This is a genomic window from Angustibacter sp. McL0619 (assembly GCF_049994355.1).
Lineage (GTDB): Bacteria > Actinomycetota > Actinomycetes > Actinomycetales > Angustibacteraceae > Angustibacter.
The window spans coordinates 2,565,560-2,584,098 of the sequence record NZ_CP188257.1 but is presented as its reverse complement, the minus strand read 5'-3'; the positions used below and the strand labels follow the sequence as shown (position 1 = coordinate 2,584,098).

Annotated in this window: 17 protein-coding genes and 1 riboswitch; of the genes, 9 read left to right on the top strand and 8 right to left on the bottom strand. The window is 71.9% G+C overall.

Annotated elements, in window-relative coordinates; all coding sequences use genetic code 11:
* Window positions 1–36: 36 nt before the first annotated feature.
* The 4 genes from ACPPVT_RS11975 to ACPPVT_RS11960 all read right to left on the bottom strand — a co-directional run bounded on the left by ACPPVT_RS11975 (window position 37) and on the right by ACPPVT_RS11960 (window position 4,588).
* The gene (locus ACPPVT_RS11975; protein WP_426560495.1) at window positions 37–852 is read right to left on the bottom strand and encodes a DUF1206 domain-containing protein; all 816 of its coding nucleotides are present in this window, start codon (window positions 850–852) and stop codon (window positions 37–39) included.
* Between the two features lie 87 nt (window positions 853–939).
* A complete protein-coding gene (locus ACPPVT_RS11970) occupies window positions 940–1,932 on the bottom strand; it encodes a 1-acyl-sn-glycerol-3-phosphate acyltransferase (RefSeq protein WP_426567142.1) in 993 nt (330 codons plus the stop codon).
* A gap of 45 nt (window positions 1,933–1,977) precedes the next feature.
* Window positions 1,978–2,802 (bottom strand): patatin-like phospholipase family protein, encoded by an 825-nt coding sequence (locus ACPPVT_RS11965; protein ID WP_426560493.1) that lies wholly within the window; start codon window positions 2,800–2,802, stop codon window positions 1,978–1,980.
* A gap of 13 nt (window positions 2,803–2,815) precedes the next feature.
* Entirely contained in the window at window positions 2,816–4,588 is a 1,773-nt protein-coding gene (locus ACPPVT_RS11960) for a DNA polymerase (RefSeq protein WP_426560491.1), read from the bottom strand.
* A 145-nt stretch (window positions 4,589–4,733) separates the two neighbouring features.
* Between ACPPVT_RS11960 and ACPPVT_RS11955 the strand changes: the two genes are divergently transcribed.
* The gene (locus tag ACPPVT_RS11955) at window positions 4,734–5,243 is read left to right on the top strand and encodes a hypothetical protein (RefSeq protein WP_426560489.1); all 510 of its coding nucleotides are present in this window, start codon (window positions 4,734–4,736) and stop codon (window positions 5,241–5,243) included.
* Window positions 5,244–5,255: 12 nt separating this feature from the next.
* Here ACPPVT_RS11955 and ACPPVT_RS11950 read toward each other — a convergent pair whose 3' ends face one another.
* From ACPPVT_RS11950 to ACPPVT_RS11940, 3 genes are all read right to left on the bottom strand, one after another.
* Window positions 5,256–5,699 (bottom strand): SufE family protein, encoded by a 444-nt coding sequence (locus ACPPVT_RS11950; protein ID WP_426560487.1) that lies wholly within the window; start codon window positions 5,697–5,699, stop codon window positions 5,256–5,258.
* Window positions 5,696–6,589 carry a sulfurtransferase gene (locus tag ACPPVT_RS11945; RefSeq protein WP_426560485.1) on the bottom strand — a complete coding sequence of 298 codons (894 nt, stop codon included), beginning with the start codon at window positions 6,587–6,589 and terminating at the stop codon, window positions 5,696–5,698. The genes ACPPVT_RS11950 and ACPPVT_RS11945 overlap by 4 nt, the downstream gene beginning before the upstream one ends.
* Before the next feature lie 137 nt (window positions 6,590–6,726).
* Window positions 6,727–8,295, bottom strand: coding sequence for an ATP-dependent DNA ligase (locus tag ACPPVT_RS11940; RefSeq protein WP_426560483.1), 1,569 nt, complete (start codon window positions 8,293–8,295; stop codon window positions 6,727–6,729).
* A 109-nt stretch (window positions 8,296–8,404) separates the two neighbouring features.
* Between ACPPVT_RS11940 and ACPPVT_RS11935 the strand changes: the two genes are divergently transcribed.
* The 5 genes from ACPPVT_RS11935 (at window position 8,405) to metX (ending at window position 13,590) form a co-directional block, all read left to right on the top strand.
* On the top strand, window positions 8,405–9,112 hold the full coding sequence (locus tag ACPPVT_RS11935; protein WP_426560481.1) for an EcsC family protein: 708 nt from the start codon (window positions 8,405–8,407) through the stop codon (window positions 9,110–9,112).
* Between the two features lie 82 nt (window positions 9,113–9,194).
* Window positions 9,195–9,581, top strand: a complete 387-nt coding sequence (locus ACPPVT_RS11930; RefSeq protein WP_426560479.1) for a YkvA family protein — start codon at window positions 9,195–9,197, stop codon at window positions 9,579–9,581.
* A gap of 113 nt (window positions 9,582–9,694) precedes the next feature.
* On the top strand, window positions 9,695–10,774 hold the full coding sequence (locus tag ACPPVT_RS11925) for a DUF4192 domain-containing protein (RefSeq protein WP_426560477.1): 1,080 nt from the start codon (window positions 9,695–9,697) through the stop codon (window positions 10,772–10,774).
* 74 nt (window positions 10,775–10,848) lie between these two features.
* A riboswitch (SAM riboswitch) is annotated at window positions 10,849–10,963 on the top strand.
* Between the two features lie 171 nt (window positions 10,964–11,134).
* A complete protein-coding gene (locus tag ACPPVT_RS11920; RefSeq protein ID WP_426560475.1) occupies window positions 11,135–12,451 on the top strand; it encodes a bifunctional o-acetylhomoserine/o-acetylserine sulfhydrylase in 1,317 nt (438 codons plus the stop codon).
* Window positions 12,451–13,590: a homoserine O-acetyltransferase MetX gene (gene metX / locus ACPPVT_RS11915; RefSeq protein ID WP_426560473.1), complete on the top strand. Its 1,140-nt coding sequence runs from the start codon at window positions 12,451–12,453 to the stop codon at window positions 13,588–13,590. Before ACPPVT_RS11920 ends, metX begins: the two co-directional genes overlap by 1 nt.
* Here the strand turns inward: metX and ACPPVT_RS11910 are convergent.
* The gene (locus ACPPVT_RS11910; protein ID WP_426560471.1) at window positions 13,577–15,253 is read right to left on the bottom strand and encodes a glutamate-cysteine ligase family protein; all 1,677 of its coding nucleotides are present in this window, start codon (window positions 15,251–15,253) and stop codon (window positions 13,577–13,579) included. The genes metX and ACPPVT_RS11910 overlap by 14 nt on opposite strands.
* A 132-nt stretch (window positions 15,254–15,385) precedes the next feature.
* Between ACPPVT_RS11910 and ACPPVT_RS11905 the strand changes: the two genes are divergently transcribed.
* The 3 genes from ACPPVT_RS11905 to ACPPVT_RS11895 all read left to right on the top strand — a co-directional run bounded on the left by ACPPVT_RS11905 (window position 15,386) and on the right by ACPPVT_RS11895 (window position 18,525).
* On the top strand, window positions 15,386–15,787 hold the full coding sequence (locus ACPPVT_RS11905; protein WP_426560469.1) for a universal stress protein: 402 nt from the start codon (window positions 15,386–15,388) through the stop codon (window positions 15,785–15,787).
* 237 nt (window positions 15,788–16,024) lie between these two features.
* On the top strand, window positions 16,025–17,602 hold the full coding sequence (locus tag ACPPVT_RS11900) for an RNA polymerase sigma factor (RefSeq protein WP_426560467.1): 1,578 nt from the start codon (window positions 16,025–16,027) through the stop codon (window positions 17,600–17,602).
* Window positions 17,603–17,712: 110 nt separating this feature from the next.
* Window positions 17,713–18,525, top strand: a complete 813-nt coding sequence (locus tag ACPPVT_RS11895; RefSeq protein WP_426560465.1) for a hypothetical protein — start codon at window positions 17,713–17,715, stop codon at window positions 18,523–18,525.
* Window positions 18,526–18,539 lie beyond the last annotated feature (14 nt).

The following is an 18,539-nucleotide window of genomic DNA, read 5'->3' as shown; positions in this document are numbered from 1 at the left end:
CCACGGGCCCGGCCGCCGGCGCGATGGTCAGGGCCCTCAGAGCCGGGCGAGCCTGGCCCGGGCGAACGAGTACACGCCGTACGCCGCGAGGCCGAGGGCCACGATCGTGAGCAGCCACGACCCGAAAGGCTGCTCGCGCAAGGTCTTCAGCGCGCCGTCCAGACCGGTCGCCTCGCTCGGCTGCCGCTGCACCCCCGCGACGCAGAACAGCCCGCCGACGATGACCAGTGCCACGCCCTTGGCGACGTAGCCGGCCACCGCGAGCGCCTCCACCGCCTTGCCGGGGCGGCGCATGAGGTCCTTGTGGAAGCCTCGCGTCCAGCCCTTGTACACGTGGTAGCCGCCTACGCCGATCACGACCAGGCCGATCAGCACCACGACGATGCGTCCGCCATTGTGTGAGAGCACCGTCGCGGTGAAGTCCTTGGTCTGCGAGCTGCTCGACTTGCCTGCGCCACGGGCGAACGCGTAGCTGCTGTAGGCCAAGGCGGCGTACACCACGGCCTTCGAGATCGCCTTGACCCTGGCGCCGGCCCGCTCCTTGGCATCGTCGCCGTGCCGGCCGAACACGGCGTCCGCGATCTGCCAGAGCATGAGGCCGGCGAAGCCGACCACGCCGAGCCAGAGCAGTGCCTTGCCCCACGAGTGTTCGGCCAGCAGGCGCAGTGCCCCGGACTGGTCCGCGTGGGCCTGCGAGCCGGTCCAGGCGACCCGCAGCGCGATCCAGGCGATCAGCAGGTGCAGCAGGCCGCTGACCACGTAGCCCACCCGCGCGGTGCGCTCCAGCCAGGTGCTGTCGGCCGCGCGGCGGACGGCGTCGCCTGCCTGGCCGGTGACGTCCTGCGTGCTCATCTGGGCCTCCCGTTGCCAGCGTCGCCCCGGATCGCGGGGCGCAGCCGATGATGGCGCACAGGAGGGTGTGGCGCGCGGCGAGACCGCTCAGCCGGGTGGTCCGGCGGGCGCCCGCTCGACGTCGCGATGCTCGTCGATCCAGTCGTCGATGCGCTTCCACCAGTCGTTGAGCCAGGCGAGGCGTTCCTCCTCGCCCTCCGGCACCTCACCGGCCGGCACCTGCCACCAACGCATCCGGATGGTCTGGTCCAGGGGCAGCGCGTGCCAGACGTCCGCGACGGACATCAGGTGGTCGGTCCCGGTGTGCGCCACCCAGACGACGTCCGCGTCGGGGGCCGCCTGCAACGCGGCGCCGACCCCACCGGGACGAGGCGGGAGCACGTAGCGCAACTGCTCGGCTCGCTTGGCAGCCTCGACCAGGCCGTCGGCGCGAAGCCGGGCGATCGCCCTGGCCTTGCGTCGGGCGGTGAAGTTGCCGCCCTCGGGGAAGATCACGAAGGCGTCGTTGTCGTCCAGGCCGCTGGCGAGCTCGCCGATCTGCCGGACCAGCGCCTCGCCGCCCTGACTGGGTGCCGGCCGGATGAACCGGTTCGGCAGCCGCCCCAGCAGGACGTCGATGACCGGGTCCCACTGGAGCGTGTCCTTCAGCACGATCCGGGGCTCGCGGTCGTACCAGTTGACCAGCGCATGGATCAGCAGGAAGGAGTCTCCCGGCCCGGCGTGCCGGCAGAAGACGAGCAGGGGGCGGCCTTGGTAGGACGCAGGCGAGGGACCATCGACCTCGACCCGGACGCCGAGCACCCGCCGGCACTCGCGGAACAGCACGGACAGGTAGAACTGCACGATGTCGTAGTGGGTGCGCTGGAACGCCGGACGCCGGATCGCCCAGCCGAAGCCGCTGACCACCCAGAGCACGAGCAGCGCCAGCAGGATGCCGGCCTCGAGCAGCACGTGCAGCAGCAGCAGCCAACCCACCCGCAGCGGACGCCACTTGCCGAAGGGCACGAACGGCGACAGCGCGGTCAGCACGATGAGCCAGATCGGCGCCAGGGTCACGGCCAGCAGCGCGAGCAGCACCATCGCCGGCGCGATCAGAAGTCGCCGGACGAGCACGGGTGGCAGCACTCAGACCTCCGGTGCCTCGAGGTAGGCCGCGGTGGCCAGCCTGGCCTGCTCGATGCGCCGTGGCACCGCCGCGGTGTTGCGGTAGCGCAGGGAGGCTAGCGATGTCTCCGTGTCCCCGCTGGGCAGCACGTGCACCCGCACCCCCTCAGGGACTTCGGCGAGGTCACGGGCGAACCGGTGCCGGCGGGCGATCTCGAAGGACACCGTCGCGACCTCCCACGGCCGGGTGGGCGGGCCGAGCTCACGTTCGACCCGGCCGACCTGCAGCACGTAGACCGTTCGCGCGCCTCGCGAAATCGCCCGGGCGATCGGGATCGAGTTCACCAGGCCGCCGTCCAGGAAGTGCTCGTCCCCGATGCGCATCGGCGGGAACAGCCCGGGCACCGCGCTCGAGGCGAGGATGGCGTCGACCAGCGGACCGTCCGAGAACCAGTGTTCCGCGGCTCGCTCGATGGATGCGGCGCAGCACTCGAAGGGGATCTTCAGGTCGGCGAACTCCAGCCCCTTCAGCCGGGTGTCGAGCAGGTCGCGCAACGCCTGGTTGCCGTGCAACGAGATCGGCGTCCGGGTCATGTGCCGGATCCGTTGGCGAGCGGAGCCGCCGAAGACCGACGACGAGGTCATCGACTGCCAGAGCACGCCGAGCTCGGCGCTGTCGTCCGGGTACGCGGCGTGCATCGCACCGTTGATGGCACCCACGCTGGTGCCGACCACCAGGTCGGCCCGGATGCTCCGCTGGTGCAGCGCCTGCAGCATCCCGACCTCGCTGGCCCCGAGCACGCCGCCACCGCCGAGCACGAAGGCGACGTCGACCGATGCGCTCATGGGCCCGATCGTGTCACTCCTTGGCCTCGGACCACCGATGGACCACGCGGACGTCCGCGACGAACCGCACGCCCGTGCCAGGAGCCCAGGCGGCACCGACCGACTGCAGCGTGCCGTGCAGCAGGGCGACCACGTCGTCGGCGCGCTCCTGCGGCGCCTGCACCAGCACCTCGTCGTGCAGGCACAGCACGATCCGCGCGCCCATCGGCCGCGCCGTCGCCCGCACGGTCACGCTCCACGCCTTGAACAGCTCGGCGGCCGCGCCCTGGACGACCGCGTTGCGGGCGAACCGTCCGCGGGCGGCCGATAGCGCGGCCTCGGCCGGCGGCTCCAGGCCCGCCGTGCTGCCCCACATCGGCACCCGACGTCCGCCGTGGGTGTAGACGGCCCTTCCCGCGCGACCCTCGTCGCTGGCCTGACGCAGGTACCTCATCGCGACCGGGTAGGCGCGGTCGAGCCCCTTGAGCGCCTCGCCGGCGGTGCCGCTGGTCTGCCCGTACATCGCGGCGAGCACGGCCACCTTGGCGACCGGTCGCTCGACGTGCAGCCGCGCGGCCACGGGCTGGTACAGGTCGTCGTCGCGGGTGGCGGCGGCCAGGTTGGGGTCCTGCGACACAGCGGCCAGCACGCGCGGCTCGATCTGGCCCAGGTCCGCGCGCACCAGGACGCACCCCGGCGGTGCCGCCACGGCCGGTCGCAGCTCGGCCGGCAGGTTGTGCAGCCCGGCACCGGCGGTCATCCGGCCGGCTGCGCCGTCGCTGCCCTGCCAAGGCCCGCGCAGCCGCTGGTCCGGGCCGACGTACCGGTCCAGCCACCCGTAGCCGTAGGTCGTCGCGATCCGGTCCGCCTTTCGCCACGCGAGCAGGGCCGCAACCAGCGGGTGCTGGTCGCGCCAGGGCTCCAGGCGCCACGAACGGGTGTCCGGGACGTCGATGCCGATCGCGGCGAGCAGCTCGCGGACCTGCGCCGGGTTGCGCAGGTCGACGTTCACTCCCTGCGCCTGCTGGGTGTGCCGCAGCACCTCGCGGTCGCGCTGGTGACGAAGGGACGCCGCGTGCCGCGCGTCCGTGGGTCGCGGGCCGACCGCCGCGCCGATCAGCTCCTGCGCCTGGACGACGTCGATCGGCAACCCGTCCTGCTCGAGCTCCACGCAGAGCAGGGCCGCGGTCGACTCGGCGTGCGCGGTGCGTTCCGGGTCGCCGGTCACGGTCGCCGCCCTGGCTCGCTCGGCCAGCCGGGCCAACTGCCCGACCCGGGCCTGGTCGGCCAGCTCGGCCCAGGCCCGAAGCCGGGCCGCGGTTCGCCACCACCCACCGTCCACCCACTCGGCGCGAAGGTGGCCGCTCGGCTCGATCGGGGAGGTCGGGTCACCCGGGCCGGCGTCCGGCGCGGCCGTGCTGGCGAGCAGGTCGAGCTGCCCGGTCCGCGGCGCCGCCCTCGGGTCGAGCCCCTGCACCAGGGCCCAGATCTGTGGCGGCTCGTCGTCCATTCCACCGGCCAGCAGCCGGTGCACCGCGGCCAGGTCCCAGCACGTCGCGAGGTGCACGCCCTGGCCGACGAGGGGCTGGGCGACCGCGGTCGCGGACCACCAGACCCACCGCGGTCGCAGCTCGGCCTCGATCGCCTGGACGATCTCGCCCGGTGTCTGCTCCTCGGGCGACCAGGACCAGCTGTGGCCGGCGAACGCGAGCGCCGTGCCGACCTTCGGGTGGGTCGCCAGCGCCACCGCTGCACCGCGGTTGGCGCCCTCGGTGCGCAGCGCGGTCACGGGATCGAGGGCGGTCACGACCCGATTGTGGCGGGTGCCACCGACTCCCGTCGCAGCGCTGCGGCTTGTCCGATCCGTACAGACTCTTGCGCAGCGGAAACGGTCTGTCGTCGCTCGGTGAACCGCAGATGACGCTGCGCTGAGCGCCGGTTACCGTCAGACCGTGTTCGGACGACGACGCACCCAGCTGAGCGACCCGCGCGCGGAGTACGGCGAGCGGCGGCTGGCTGCGCTCACCGCCGAGGCGGCCGGGTCCGGTTGGCGTCCCACGCCCCGCCTGCCCGACGTCTGGGCCGCCGTTGTGGAGACCGGACTGCCCTGGGGCGGCTCCACCCTCGTGGCCCGCCACGACGGCACCGCCGAGCTGTTCACCAGCACCGGCAAGCACTGGGCCGGCGGCGAGGTCGGCGACGACGATGTGCGGGCGGCGGCCCGCGGCCTGCTGCTGGTACTGCAGGCGCGACTGGCTGAGCTCGAGCCGACGCAGGACGTCGGGCCACCCGGTGCCGGGTACGTGACGCTACGAGCGCTGATCCCGACCGGTCAGCGCGCCGCGACGGCACCCGAGCGGCCGTTGACCGACGGCATCCACGCCCTCAGCACGCTGCACTTCGCCGCCCAGGAGGTCGTCCGGCAGCTGATGCTGGAGGCCGAGCGTGACGCTTCGACCTGATCCCTCGTCCGCTCAGGCTGCGGACTGCTCGCGGACCTGGCGCTTGATCCGGGCGAGCATGGCGACCATCCCGCGCAGCCGCAGCGGGCTGACGGCCTCGGCCAGGCCGAAGCGGTACGGCGCGTCGTCCGGCACTGCGAGCACCTGCTCGGGTGCCAGCCCGTCGAGGCCGGCGTGCAGGATTCCGGCGAAGCCACGGGTCGTCGGCGACTCCCTGGGAGCGTCGAAGAACACGTGGACCGTCTCGGCGTTCGCCTCGACTGCGAGGAACAGCGGCGACTGGCACTCGTGCACCTGCTCCATCGCCTCAAGGTGCCCGGCGTAGCGCTCCGGGAGCGGCGGCAGTTCGTCGCTGAGCTCCAGCAGCAGCTGCAGCCGGTCTCGCGCGCCGAGTTCGTGGAAGTCCTCGGCGAGCTCGGCCAGGGCCGGCGGAAGTGGTGCGCGGTCCTCGCTCATCGGCCGCCGTCCACGTCAGGACCGACGGCGATCGGCACCCGGACACTGTTGCCCCACTCGGTCCACGAGCCGTCGTAGTTGCGCACCGACCCGTAGCCCAGCAGATGGGTCAGCACGAACCAGGTATGCGACGAGCGCTCGCCGATGCGGCAGTAGGCGATCACGTCGTCCGAGGAGGTCAGGCCCTTCTCGCCCTCGTAGATCGCCTCCAGCTCGCTGCGGGACCGGAACGTCGCGTCGTCCGCCGCCGCCCGCGCCCACGGCACGCTGCGCGCGCCAGGAACGTGACCGCCACGCACCGCACCCTCCTGCGGGTAGTCGGGCATGTGCAGCAGCTCGCCGCTGAACTCGCCGGGGGAGCGGACGTCGATCAGCTTGCCACCGAGGTGAGCCAGCACGTCGTCCTTGAAGGCGCGGATGGCGGAGTCGTCCCGCTCCACGACGGGGTAGTCCACCACGGTCGGCGCCGGCTGCTCGCGGGTCAGCTCGCGGTCCTCGGCGATCCACTTCGTCCGTCCGCCGTCCAGCAGCCGGACGTCCGCGTGGCCGAACAGCGTGAAGACCCAGAGGGCATAGGCCGCCCACCAGTTGTTCTTGTCGCCGTAGACCACGATCGTCGTATCGCGTGAGATGCCGCGCTCGCCCATGACCTCGGCGAACCGGGCGCCGTCGACGTAGTCCCGGTTGACCGGGTCGTTGAGGTCGGTGTGCCAGTCCACCTTCACCGCACCGGGAATGTGCCCGCTGTCGTAGAGCAGCACGTCCTCGTCGGACTCCACGACCACCAGTCCGTCGTCGCTCAGGTGCGCCGCCAGCCACTCGGTCGTGACCAGGCGTTCGGGGTGTGCGTACTCGGCGAGCTTGGCGTCAGGGTCGCTCGGCAGGGTCACGACTGGTCCTCCGGGGTCGGGTGGGCTGGTTCGTGTGTCACAGGGTCAACACTTTGGGCGTCGTCGATGATCCCAGGCCGGACGTCTCGGGCTCCAGCGGGGCAGCGAAAGGACCGCGATGTGGACAGTTACCGGGGTCATCCCGCGCGCAGCCGCTCGACTGACTCGATGGTGTCTGCCTGCTCCGGGGTCTTGTCGGGTCGGTAACGGACGACGCGGGCGAACCGCAGAGCCACGCTGGCCGGATAGCGCGGGGACGTCTGCACTCCGTCCAGCGCGATCTCGACCACCAGCTCGGGACGGACCGGGACGACCCAGCCGTCGGTCGGCCCCTGGGCCCGCGCGACGAGCTCGCCGGTCTGCCAGGTGAGCAGCTCGTCCGTCATGCCCTTGAACGTCTTGCCGAGCATCACGAAGCCGCCGGGCGGCCCGAAACGACCGTCCGGGTCGAGTGCACCCAGGTGCAGGTTGGACAGCCACCCCGCGCGGCGGCCATGACCCCATTCGGCGGCGAGCACGACGAGGTCGAGGGTGTGCACCGGCTTGACCTTGAGCCAGCCGGACGCGCGTCGTCCCATCGCGTAGGGCGAGTCGAGCGCCTTCACCACGACACCTTCGTGGCCGCGCGCGAGTGCGTCAGCCGCGAACTCCTCGGCCCGCGGGCCGTCGTCCGGTCCGGCCACCAGCTGGGGGACCACCACGTGCGCCGGCGCAACGGACTCGAGCACTCGACGCCGCGCGGTCAGCGGCTCGCCGGTCAGGTCGACGCCGTCAGCCGACAGGACGTCGAACACGAACGTGGTCAGCGGCGTGCTCTCGGCGACGGCAGCGGCCCGTGCACCTCGGGTGGCGACCCGCGAGGCGGTCTCCTGGAACGCTCGTGGCCGGCCGTCCGGCCGCAGCGCGATCGCCTCGGCGTCCAGCACCACCGACCGCACGGCGAGCCCTCGGGCCAGCGCCTCCACCTCGGGAACCCGGTCGGTGACCTCGTCCAGCGTCCGGGTGAACACCCGGACGTCGTCGCCGTCGCGGTGTACCTGGATCCGGATCCCGTCGAGCTTCCACTCGACGGCGGAGGGGCCGAGCGTGGTCAGCGCCGCCGACAGCGAGGGCGCCGTCTTGGCGAGCATGGGCGAAAGCGGTTGACCGACCTGCAGCGTGAACTCCCCGAGTGCCTGCCGGCCCCGGGACAGTACGGCGTCCGCGACCTCGGCGAGCGAACCGCTCAGGGTCACCGCCCGGCGGACCTCGGTGGCAGGAGCGTCCGCGGCGACCGCGACGGCCTCGAGCAGCAGCCCCGACTGCGCCCCCTGACGCAGCTCACCCGAGAGGAGTCCGCGCAGCAGCGCCGCCTCGTCGGCCGTCGCGCGCGACAGCACGGCTGCGACGAGTGACGTCCTGGCCGCCTGCGACCCCGCGCCGGACAGCTCCTGCGACCGCTGGAAGGCCGCGTCCACCTCGGTGAGCGTCAGCGTCGGTGCGGCGGCGGGCGCTGCCGGCAAGGTGTCTCGCAGCGCGGCGTAGCCGATGCCCGTCCGGCGCTGGCGCAGCTCGCCGGACAGGTAGCTGACCGCCAGAGCGACCGTCGACGGGTCGTCGTCGGTGGCCGCGCGCTGCAGGCACCGCGCGAGGAGCGCGATCTTGTCGCGCCGTCCAGACGTGGCAGTGATCTGCCGACTGGCGGTGGCGACCTCGGCGAGCAGCATCCGCCCATCCTGGCCGGTCCCACCGACAACCTCGCGACCTGCGGGCGGTCGGCCTGCGCGGCACCGTGGAACACGGCATCATCGGTGACACGACCGGAGCTGGCATCGGATGCCCGAGGAGGACGACGTGCTGCAGGAGAGTGACGTGGAGCCTGGCGACAAGGGCATTGCCGCCCAGGCCAGCGTGATGGCCGCCCAGGCCGGCGCCTTCGTCGACAAGCTGCTTGACGTCGGTATCGACGGGCGCGGTCCGTTCGACTCGGCCCAGAACGTCGCGGACGGCGCGCTGAGCGGTCACGGCGACGCCGAGCAGGCGATCGACGCAGTGATTCGCAGCCACGTCAGGGCCGCCGCTGCCGGCGGCTTCGTGACCGGCCTCGGTGGGTTCTTCACGCTGCCTCTCGCCCTGCCGGTCAACGTGCTCGAGTTCTACGCGATCGCCACCCGGATGGTCGCGACGGTCGCGTGCCTGCGGGGCTACGACCTGCGCCAGCAGGGAGTCCGGTCGGCCGTGCTGCTGACCCTCGTCGGTGCGGACGCCGAGGACCTGCTGCGCGGCGCCGGTGTGCAGCACTCCGGTCGGCTGGCCGGACTCGCCACGAGTCGCCTGCCCGGCCCGGCGCTGATGGTGCTCAACAAGGCCATCGGCTTCCGGCTCGTGGCCAGGGTGGGTCGCAGCGCGGCGCCTCGGCTCGGCCGGGGCGTGCCGATCGTGGGCGGCGTACTCGGCGCGGGCTTCGACGTCTTCCTGCTGCGCCGCATCGCGGACCAGGCACGACGGGAGTTCCCCCATGCGCCAGCGGCGCTCGGTCGCTGAGCACGACCGCGTGGCGGAACCTCTGCGGCCCGGCTAGCGTCGAACCTGCAGTAACGGACTTGCGGGACGAGAGGGGACCATCATGGCTGCACGGGGCAAGGGCGCCGCGTTCCTGGCCGTCTGGCGCGCGCTGCGCGGTGCGACACGCCCAGGCGCCCCGGGCCTGATGGCGAGCCTGCGCGCGGTGCCTCGTCTGGTGGTCGCCACGCTGCGGGGTCGCTACCACGGCACCACCCCCGGGCAGCTCGGTGTGCTCGCGCTGGGGGTCGTCTACGTGGTCTCACCGATCGACCTGCTGCCCGACTTCCTGCCGTTGATCGGGATCGCGGACGACGCGGTCGTCGCGGCGTGGCTGGTCGGCCGACTGCTGATGGAGACCGCTGACTTCCTGCGTTGGGAGCGCAACGGTGCACCTGAGGCCCCGGGACGGCCGGGTCCGGTGATCGACGGCCAGGTCTTGCACGACTGACCCTGTGGACGACGGTCAGGGCCGTCGTCCACAACCTCGGTTGTTGTTCCCACCGTCCACAGGTCGGTTCCTTCGACGACCCGGCTCGAGGCTTCTCGCCCATCGTGGACCACATGACCGCTGAGACCGAACGACACGATCCCCAGCTGCAGCAACCGATCCGGTTGGCGAGCCCCGCCGACCTGGTCGGCGCAGTGCCCTACCTGGTCGGCTTCACCCCGCGGCACAGCCTGGTCACCATCTCGCTGCGTCACCCGCGGCTGCGCTGCAGCCTCGTCGCCCGAGTCGATCTGCCTCGCTGCAGCGAAGACGTCGAGCAGGTCGTCGAGGAGCTCGTCGAACACCTGCTGGCGGACGACCCGGAGGAGGTCGCCGTCCTGATCTACGACGACGTGCCGTGGCATCCGAAGGACCGGCCCTGGCAGGACCTCGTCGACGTGCTCGAGCTGGAGCTCGCCGTGGCCGGGGTCGGGGTCCGGGAGGCCTGCTTCATCGGGTCGGACGGGTTCTGGTCCTACAGCTGCTGGGAGCCGGACTGCTGCCCCGACGAAGGGACGCCGCTGGCCGAGGCGTCGTGCGCGCCAGCTGCAGCGGCCCTGGTCGCGCTCGGGCGGGCACCGGTGGGCGACCGCGAGGACTTGCGCGCCCAGGTGGCCGCCGGTGACCGAGACCTCACAGGCGTGATCTCACAGCTCGCCGACCGGCAGTGGGACGAGCTGGTCGGCGGCGATCCTGACGACGGTGAGGCACGGGTGGTCCGGCTGTTCGCCGACTTGGTCGCCCGACGCACCGACCATGCTTCCGCGGCGGTGCCGGTGACCGCAGCCGAGGCGGCGCTCCTGGTTGCCGGCCTGGCGGACACGGTCATCCGCGACTCGGTGGCCATGCGTTGGGTCAGCTGGCTCAGCGACCGGCACGTTGAGCCCGCGCACCGGTCGCCGTTGGGAATGCCGGGGCTCCCGCCGACCCACGACGCCGTGACGTCGCTACTGGGGGAGCTCGCCCGGATCAGTGACGGCACGTGGGCGGTCAGCCCACTCACCCTGTTCGCCCTGCAGTGTTGGCACGCCGGTGACGGAGCCCTCGCGAACCTCGCGATCGAGCGCGCCCTGCGGCTCGACGCCGGGTACCGCATGGCCCTGCTGGTGGACGGGGTCCTGCGAGCGGGCATCAGTCCTCGTGGCCGGCGCTGACGCGTCCATCTCGACATCTGGGACGCCAGACCAGTCCGTGGACGGTCCCGAGCGTGCTTGCTAGTCTTCAAGGAGGTCATGAGTGCCAGCGCGTAGCCCCGGCTTGCTGGCCGGCAACCCTCCAACCGCGGTGGGGTGCCCCGGGTGATGACCTGGCCGGTCCGCAACTGCGACCGGCAAGCGCGGGTCCGTCACCGAGCGGGCCCCACCTGTTTGGAGCCTCTCGTGACCTGTCGAATGCACTCCTGACGACCTCTGTCGTTCCTCCCGCACGCCCGCCCGACGCTCGCGTCCGGTGACCCCTTCTCGCACCCGCACCCTCCCGGCTGCCAAGCAGCCGCAGACTCATCAGGAGCTCTCATGAACGACGGATGGTCCTTCGAGACCCGTCAGATCCACGCCGGCCAGACCGCCGACCCGACGACCGGGGCCCGCGCCCTGCCGATCTACCAGACCACCTCGTACGTGTTCAACGACACCGCGCACGCGGCAAACCTGTTCGCGCTCAAGGAGTTCGGCAACATCTATACCCGCCTGATGAACCCGACCACGGACGCCGTGGAGCAGCGGGTCGCCAGCCTCGAGGGCGGCGTCGGTGCGCTTCTGGTGGCCAGCGGGCAGTCGGCCGAGACCCTGGCGCTGCTGAACATCGCCGAGACGGGCGACCACATCGTGGCCAGTCCCAGCCTGTACGGCGGCACCTACAACCTGCTGCACTACACGTTCCCCAAGCTCGGCATCGAGACGACGTTCGTCGACGACCCCGACGACCTCGCCTCGTGGGAGGCGGCGGTACGCCCCAACACCAAGGTGTTCTTCGCCGAGACGATCGCGAACCCGCGCTCGGACGTGCTCGACATCGAAGGCGTTGCGGCGGTCGCCCACGCGCACGGCGTCCCGCTGGTGGTGGACAACACCGTGGCGACGCCGTACCTGATCCGCCCGCTGGAGTGGGGCGCTGACATCGTGGTGCACTCCGCGACGAAGTACCTCGGCGGCCACGGCACGTCCATCGCCGGGGTGATCGTCGACGGCGGCACCTTCGACTTCGCCCAGGACCCCGAGAAGTTCCCGAACTACAACCAGCCCGACCCCAGCTACCACGGCCTGGTGTACGCGCGTGACCTCGGCGTCGGCGGAGCGCTCGGTGCCAACCTGGCGTTCATCCTCAAGGCGCGAGTCCAGCTGCTGCGTGACCTTGGTCCGGCCGCCTCACCCTTCAACGCTTTCCTGATCGCGCAGGGCATCGAGACCCTCAGCCTGCGCGTCGAGCGGCACGTTCAGAACGCGCAGGCCATCGCGGAGTGGCTCGAGGGTCGCGACGAGGTAGAGAGCGTCGCGTACGCGGGCCTGCCGAGCAGCCCCTGGCACGAGCGGGCGCTGAAGTACGCCCCAAAGGGGCCCGGCGCCGTCCTGGCCTTCGAGATCAACGGCGGCCTCGAAGCGGGTCAGCGATTCGTGGAGGCCCTCGAGCTGCACAGCCACGTAGCCAACATCGGCGACGTGCGCAGCCTGGTGATCCACCCTGCGTCCACCACCCACAGCCAGCTGACCGAGGCCGAGCAGCTGACCAGCGGTGTCACCCCGGGCCTGGTCCGGCTCGCGGTCGGGATCGAGCACATCGACGACATCCTCGCGGACCTGGAGGCTGGCTTCCGCGCGGCCAAGGTCTCCTGATGAGTGGCGGCGGAGCCTGGGGGGACGACGATCCGACCGGTCGTCGCCAGTTCGCCGACGTCGGCACGCTCACCCTGGAGGCCCGGGGCGCGCTGCCGGACGTCACCGTGGCCTACGAGACCTGGGGGACGCTGAACGAGGCCCGGGACAACGCCGTCCTAGTGCTGCATGCCCTGACCGGTGACAGCCACGTGTCCGGCCCGGCGGGCAGCGGTCACCCCACCGCAGGTTGGTGGGACGCCTTGGTCGGGCCTGGTCGAGCACTGGACACCGATCGTTGGTTCGTGGTGGCGCCGAACGTGCTCGGGGGTTGCCAGGGGACCACCGGGCCGGCGTCCCCGGCGCCCGACGGACGGGCCTGGGGATCGCGGTTTCCGTTCATCACCGTGCGCGACCAGGTGACAGCCGAGGCGCGCCTGGCGGACCGGCTGGGCATCGACGCGTGGGCCAGCGTGATCGGCGGCTCGATGGGTGGGATGCGGGTGCTCGAGTGGGCCGTGACCTACCCGAACCGCCTGCGCTCCGCCGTGGTGCTGGCCTCGTCGGCCTACGCCACCGCGGAGCAGATCGCCTGGTGCGAGCCGCAGCTGCTTGCGGTGCGGGCCGACCCGAACTGGGCGGGCGGCGACTACCACGAGGCCGATGGACCCGGACCGGTCGCCGGGCTGGGCATCGCCCGTCGCATCGCGCACGTCACCTACCGCAGCGAGCTGGAGCTCGCCGAGCGGTTCGGGCGCGAGGCCCAGGGCGACGAGCAGCCGATCGGTGGGTCCGGTCGCTACGCGGTGGAGAGCTACCTGGACCACCACGCGGACAAGCTGCGCCGACGCTTCGACGCCGGGTCGTACGTGGTGCTGACCGAGGCCATGAACTCGCACGACGTCGGGCGAGGCCGAGGCGGCACCAGCGCTGCGCTGCAACGGATCAGCTGCGACCTGCACGTGGCAGCCGTGGACAGCGATCGTCTCTACCCGCCACGGCTGTCCGTGGAGATCGTGGACGGCGCGCCGACGGCCCGCCAGCTACGCACGGTGAGCTCGCCGTACGGGCACGACGGCTTCCTGATCGAGACCTCGCAGGTCGGCGAGGTGGTGCGGGACTGCTTGAACGGCCTGGATATCCGGGTCAGCGTCCGCTGACCCCGGTCGGGTCGGCGAGGCGGGACCGCAGTCGCGGCCAGGCCAGCGCGAACGCCGGGTGGAGTGCGCGGGCTGCCACCTCGTCGACCGGCACCCACTCCACGGCGTCCGACTCGAGGTTGGCCGCCGCGGCATTCGCGCCACTCGCAGCCTCGGCGAGCACGTAGGTGTAGGACCAGGTCTCGTGGTCGTCGCGGTCCTCGCCCAGCACGCCCACCACCGCCGGGTCGACGCCCGCCTCCTCCTGCGCCTCCCGGAGGGCTGCCTGGGTCGTGCTCTCGTGGCTGTCCCGTGCCCCGCCTGGCAGGCCCCAGGTGCCCCCCTGGTGCGTCCACGGCGCGCGCAGCTGCAGCAGCACCTCGACTCCGTCCTCGCCGGGTCGGCTGAGCAGCAGCCCAGCGGCGCCGTGCCGGCCCCAGTGCCGCTGCCCGCACCGGCACTCGACCCACCCGTTCCCGTCGCCCTGGGTGACCCGAGGCAGAGCGGCGGCCGGGTCGACCCGTATGACGTCCAGCACGCCCGCCCAGCCGAAGCGCGCGAACGCGCGGCGCTGCCGGTCTGCACCGTTGCCCTCGCGCGCGACCCGGGCCAGCCCGTCCCGGGCCAGCTCGCCGTCACCGGTGATCTCCAGCCCGACCTCGGCGGCCCGCAGCATCGAACGAAGCACCTCGTACGCGGGGGCCAGGCTCCCGGTCGCCGCGTCCACCAGCTGGTCGGTCAGGCCGTAACGGGCCGCCCGCCAGGTCGCGGCGCGCAGAGCGGTCAGCTCGACCTCAGGGGCCCGCCGTCCGGCCTCGTGGTCGGCCAGCGCTCCCGCGGCCAGCGCCCTGACCACGGTGACGAAGCCCACAGCGTCCTCGAGGCGGGGCACCACGTCCGCGATGCGCACCTCGACCGTCGGGAACCGGGTGGCCAGCCGGACGTCCCAGTAGACGTAGCTCGCGTCGTCCACCACGCCGGCGTCCACCAGGGCCGAGACCGCGCGGTGCCAGCCCTGCGCGTCCCGGGTCACCGGCGGTGGCCCGGCCACCGGCCAGCGCTGCCAGTGCACCTGCCGATAGGAGGCGAACCCGGTGTCGGAGCCCAGCCAGTACGGCGAGTTGGCCGTCAGTGCGAGCAGCGCCGGCAACCACGGCCGGAGGGCGGCGACGACCGCCACCCGCGCGTCGTCGTCCGCCTCACCGGCGCTCTCCCCGTCGGCCCCGTCGGCCCAGTCGGCCGTGTCGGCCACGCCGACCCCGACGTGCAGGTGCATGCCGGCGATGAGCTGCTGGCCGACCAGGCCGGCCGCGCGGTCCCGCAGCCGGCCGTAGCGTTCGTCGGGGGAGACGGTCTGCGCAGCGGCATCACCCAGCGGGGGAGTCCCGGCGGCGAGCAGTCCAAGCCCCAGTGCGGACGCCGCCTCGGCGGTCGCCGAGCGCAGGTGCAGGGCGCGGCCGAGCAGGCTCTCGACGTCCGCGCTGACCCCCGTCACCGTCTCGATCTGGGACAGCGGAAGTTCGGCGACCACCGCGCCCGAAGGCCCTAGCCGCTCGCGCTGGGCAGCGGAGGTCAGTACGGGGAGCAGCTCGTCCGCCCGGCTGCGCAGCTCACCGCTCGCCGCGTCGCACAGGTGGAGCTCCTCTTCCAGCCCCAGCGTGGGTCCGGGCGTGGCTTGCGGCATCGTGACCTCGTCCCGTGTCAGGCGTGCGCGGTCCAGCTCAGGCCCAGCCTACGGATCGGCACGGCGACGGTGTGTCCGGTACGGTCGTCCCCGTCCGTCGGGAGCGCGGACGCGGGCAGCGAGGAGGGATCGATGGCGATCGTCGTGGGCTTCGTTCCGACGAACGAGGGCAAGGCCGCCCTGAGGCGGGCCGCGGAAGAGGCGAGGCTGCGTTCAACGCGCCTGGTCGTGATCAACTCCAACCGAGGGGGCAAGGACCTCGCCTCCGAGGATGCCGTCCGCTACGAGAGCGAGCTCGCCGCAGTGCAGCGCGAGCTGGCAGAGGCCGGTATCGAGCACGAGGTGCGTCAGCTGGTGCGTGGCCTCGAACCGGCAGAGGACCTGATCGCCGTGGCGACCGAGATCGGTGCCGACTTCATCGTCATCGGCCTGCGCCGTCGCAGTCCGGTCGGCAAGCTGATCCTGGGGTCGAACGCGCAGCGGATCCTGCTCGACGCCCCCTGCCCGGTGCTTGCTGTCAAGGCCGACGCCTGACAGCGTGACAGCACCCCGTTCGCGGCACCGACGCCCGAACGGGCGACCGGTCCAGCAGAACTCTGCGAACGCATGACACAATGGGATGTTGAGTCCGGCCGGGGGAGCAAGTTTCTCGCGGCCCGGGCATTTTTGGCCGGTTCTGTGCGTTGTGCGGGATGCCGGTCGGATTGCCCGTCCGCCGAGTCCAAGCCATCCCTGAGCGCCCACCAGATCATCCGCGACGAAAGGTAGTCCGTGTCGTCGGTCCCGACCGCCCGGTTCAGCTCCGCACTCCCCGCGGAGTTCACGCATCCAGCACTGCAGGACCTCCTGCGCCGAGGCCGTACCAACGGCTTCGTTGACGCGGAGTCCGTCAAGCACGCCCTGGAAGAGGCTGACCTCCCGCTGAAGCGGATGAAGGCAGTGCTCCGTACCCTCGACGAGCACGGCGTCCAGGTGCACCTCGACGCGGTCCCGGCCGGCGCCGTAGCCGCGACCGCAACCAAGCGGACAAGCGCGTCGGCCAGCACCGCGCGCGCCGAGTCGAAGCCCGCGGCCAAGAAGGCTGCGTCCAAGACCGCTGAGGCGCCGAAGGCGCCGGCCAAGGCAGCCAGCAAGGTCGCACCGGCGAAGAAGACCCCCGCCAAGAAGGCGACCGCACCGGATGCTGCGGAGGCCGCCGTGGCTGCGGCCGCGAAGCCGGCGACCAAGGCGGCGACGGCCAAGAAGGCCGCCCCGGCGAGGAAGACCGCAGAGAAGCAGACCCCCGCTGCCGACGTCGCCCCAGAGGCGGAGGACGCGGAGACTCCCGTCGAGGTGCCCGAGGGTGAGGCTGCCGACGCCGCCGAGGATGTCGAGGAGACCGGCTTCGTCATCACCGACGACGACGACGACGCTCCTGCGCAGCAGGTCGCCACGGCGGGCGCGACGGCCGACCCGGTCAAGGACTACCTCAAGCAGATCGGCAAGGTCGCCCTGCTGAACGCTGAGCAGGAGGTCGAGCTCGCCAAGCGCATCGAGGCCGGGCTGTTCGCCGAGGAGCGGCTGAACTCCGGCGTCAAGATCGAGCCCAAGTTCAAGCGCGAGCTGTGGTGGATCGCCCAGGACGGGAAGAAGGCCAAGAACCACCTGCTCGAGGCCAACCTCCGCCTGGTGGTGTCCCTGGCCAAGCGCTACACCGGCCGCGGCATGCTCTTCCTGGACCTGATCCAGGAGGGCAACCTCGGACTGATCCGCGCGGTTGAGAAGTTCGACTACACCAAGGGCTACAAGTTCTCCACCTATGCGACGTGGTGGATCCGACAGGCCATCACCCGGGCCATGGCTGACCAGGCGCGCACCATCCGCATCCCGGTGCACATGGTCGAGGTCATCAACAAGCTCGCCCGCGTGCAGCGCCAGATGCTCCAGGACCTGGGCCGCGAGCCCACGCCGGAGGAGCTGGCCAAGGAGCTCGACATGACGCCCGAGAAGGTCGTCGAGGTGCAGAAGTACGGCCGCGAGCCGATCTCCCTGCACACCCCGCTCGGCGAGGACGGCGACAGCGAGTTCGGTGACCTGATCGAGGACTCCGAGGCCGTCGTCCCTGCGGATGCGGTGAGCTTCACCCTGCTGCAGGAGCAGCTGCACTCGGTGCTCGACACGCTTTCCGAGCGCGAGGCCGGGGTGGTCTCGATGCGCTTCGGTCTGACCGACGGCCAGCCCAAGACGCTCGACGAGATCGGCAAGGTCTACGGCGTCACGCGCGAGCGGATCCGGCAGATCGAGTCCAAGACGATGAGCAAGCTGCGCCACCCGAGCCGCAGCCAGGTCCTGCGCGACTACCTGGACTGAGGCTCACCAGCCCGTAACCCCCCCTTGCGTCAGGTCACACAGATAGGGCACCGGGCAGTAGGCCGCATCTCGAATCGACAACGGAGCCGACGGCTGCGAGGGTTGCGGCCATGCGCCGAGCACTCGTGGTAGGTACATTCCTCGCGCTGGCGTCATTGCCGGTGCAGGCGGCCAGCAGTGACGCTGCAGCCGAACCAACGCCTCCCGGCGCGGCCGCCGAAGCGCTGCGGCTGGACTTCAACGACGCCGCCGGAGGAACCCCGGTGCTGGCCAACCTCGGCTCCGCCGCTGTCGACGTCTCCGTGGTCGGCCAGTCGACCGGCACGCTGGACACCGTCAGGAGCAGGCCAGGCGAGGGCCACGCGGCGCGGATGCCCACGTTCGCCGACGACGGTTCCGGCCCCCGCGCGGTGGTCGGCGTGTGGTCGACCTCAGGGGACCCGCTGAGCCCCGGCACCGCGCCGTTCACCTTCGGCGCGGACGTGCGCCTCGACGTCGGGACGACGAGCGTGCCGGGCTTCGCCGCCAGCGACAACGGCGACAACGTTCTGCAGCGCGGTCGGTTCTCCGACGAGGCCCAGTACAAGCTCCAGCTCGACCACGCAGTCCCATCCTGCCGGGTGAAGGGATCGTCGGGCACGCTGATGGTCAAGGGTGCCGAGGTCGTCCGCGGCGACTGGTACACCCTCACCTGCCAGCGAGACGGCAGCACGCTGTCGCTGAGCGCCACGCACTACGACGAGTACGGCGAGGTGCTGTCCAGCGAAACCTGGTCGGCGAACGGCCCGACAGGCGATGTTCAAGCGTCGGGCTCGGCCATACCGCTGAGCATCGGCGGCAAGCTCACCAACGACGGGGCTCTGGCCCGTGACACCGACCAGCTGAACGGCCGGGTCGACAACGTGGTGCTGACCATCGGCTGACCCATCCTGTGCGG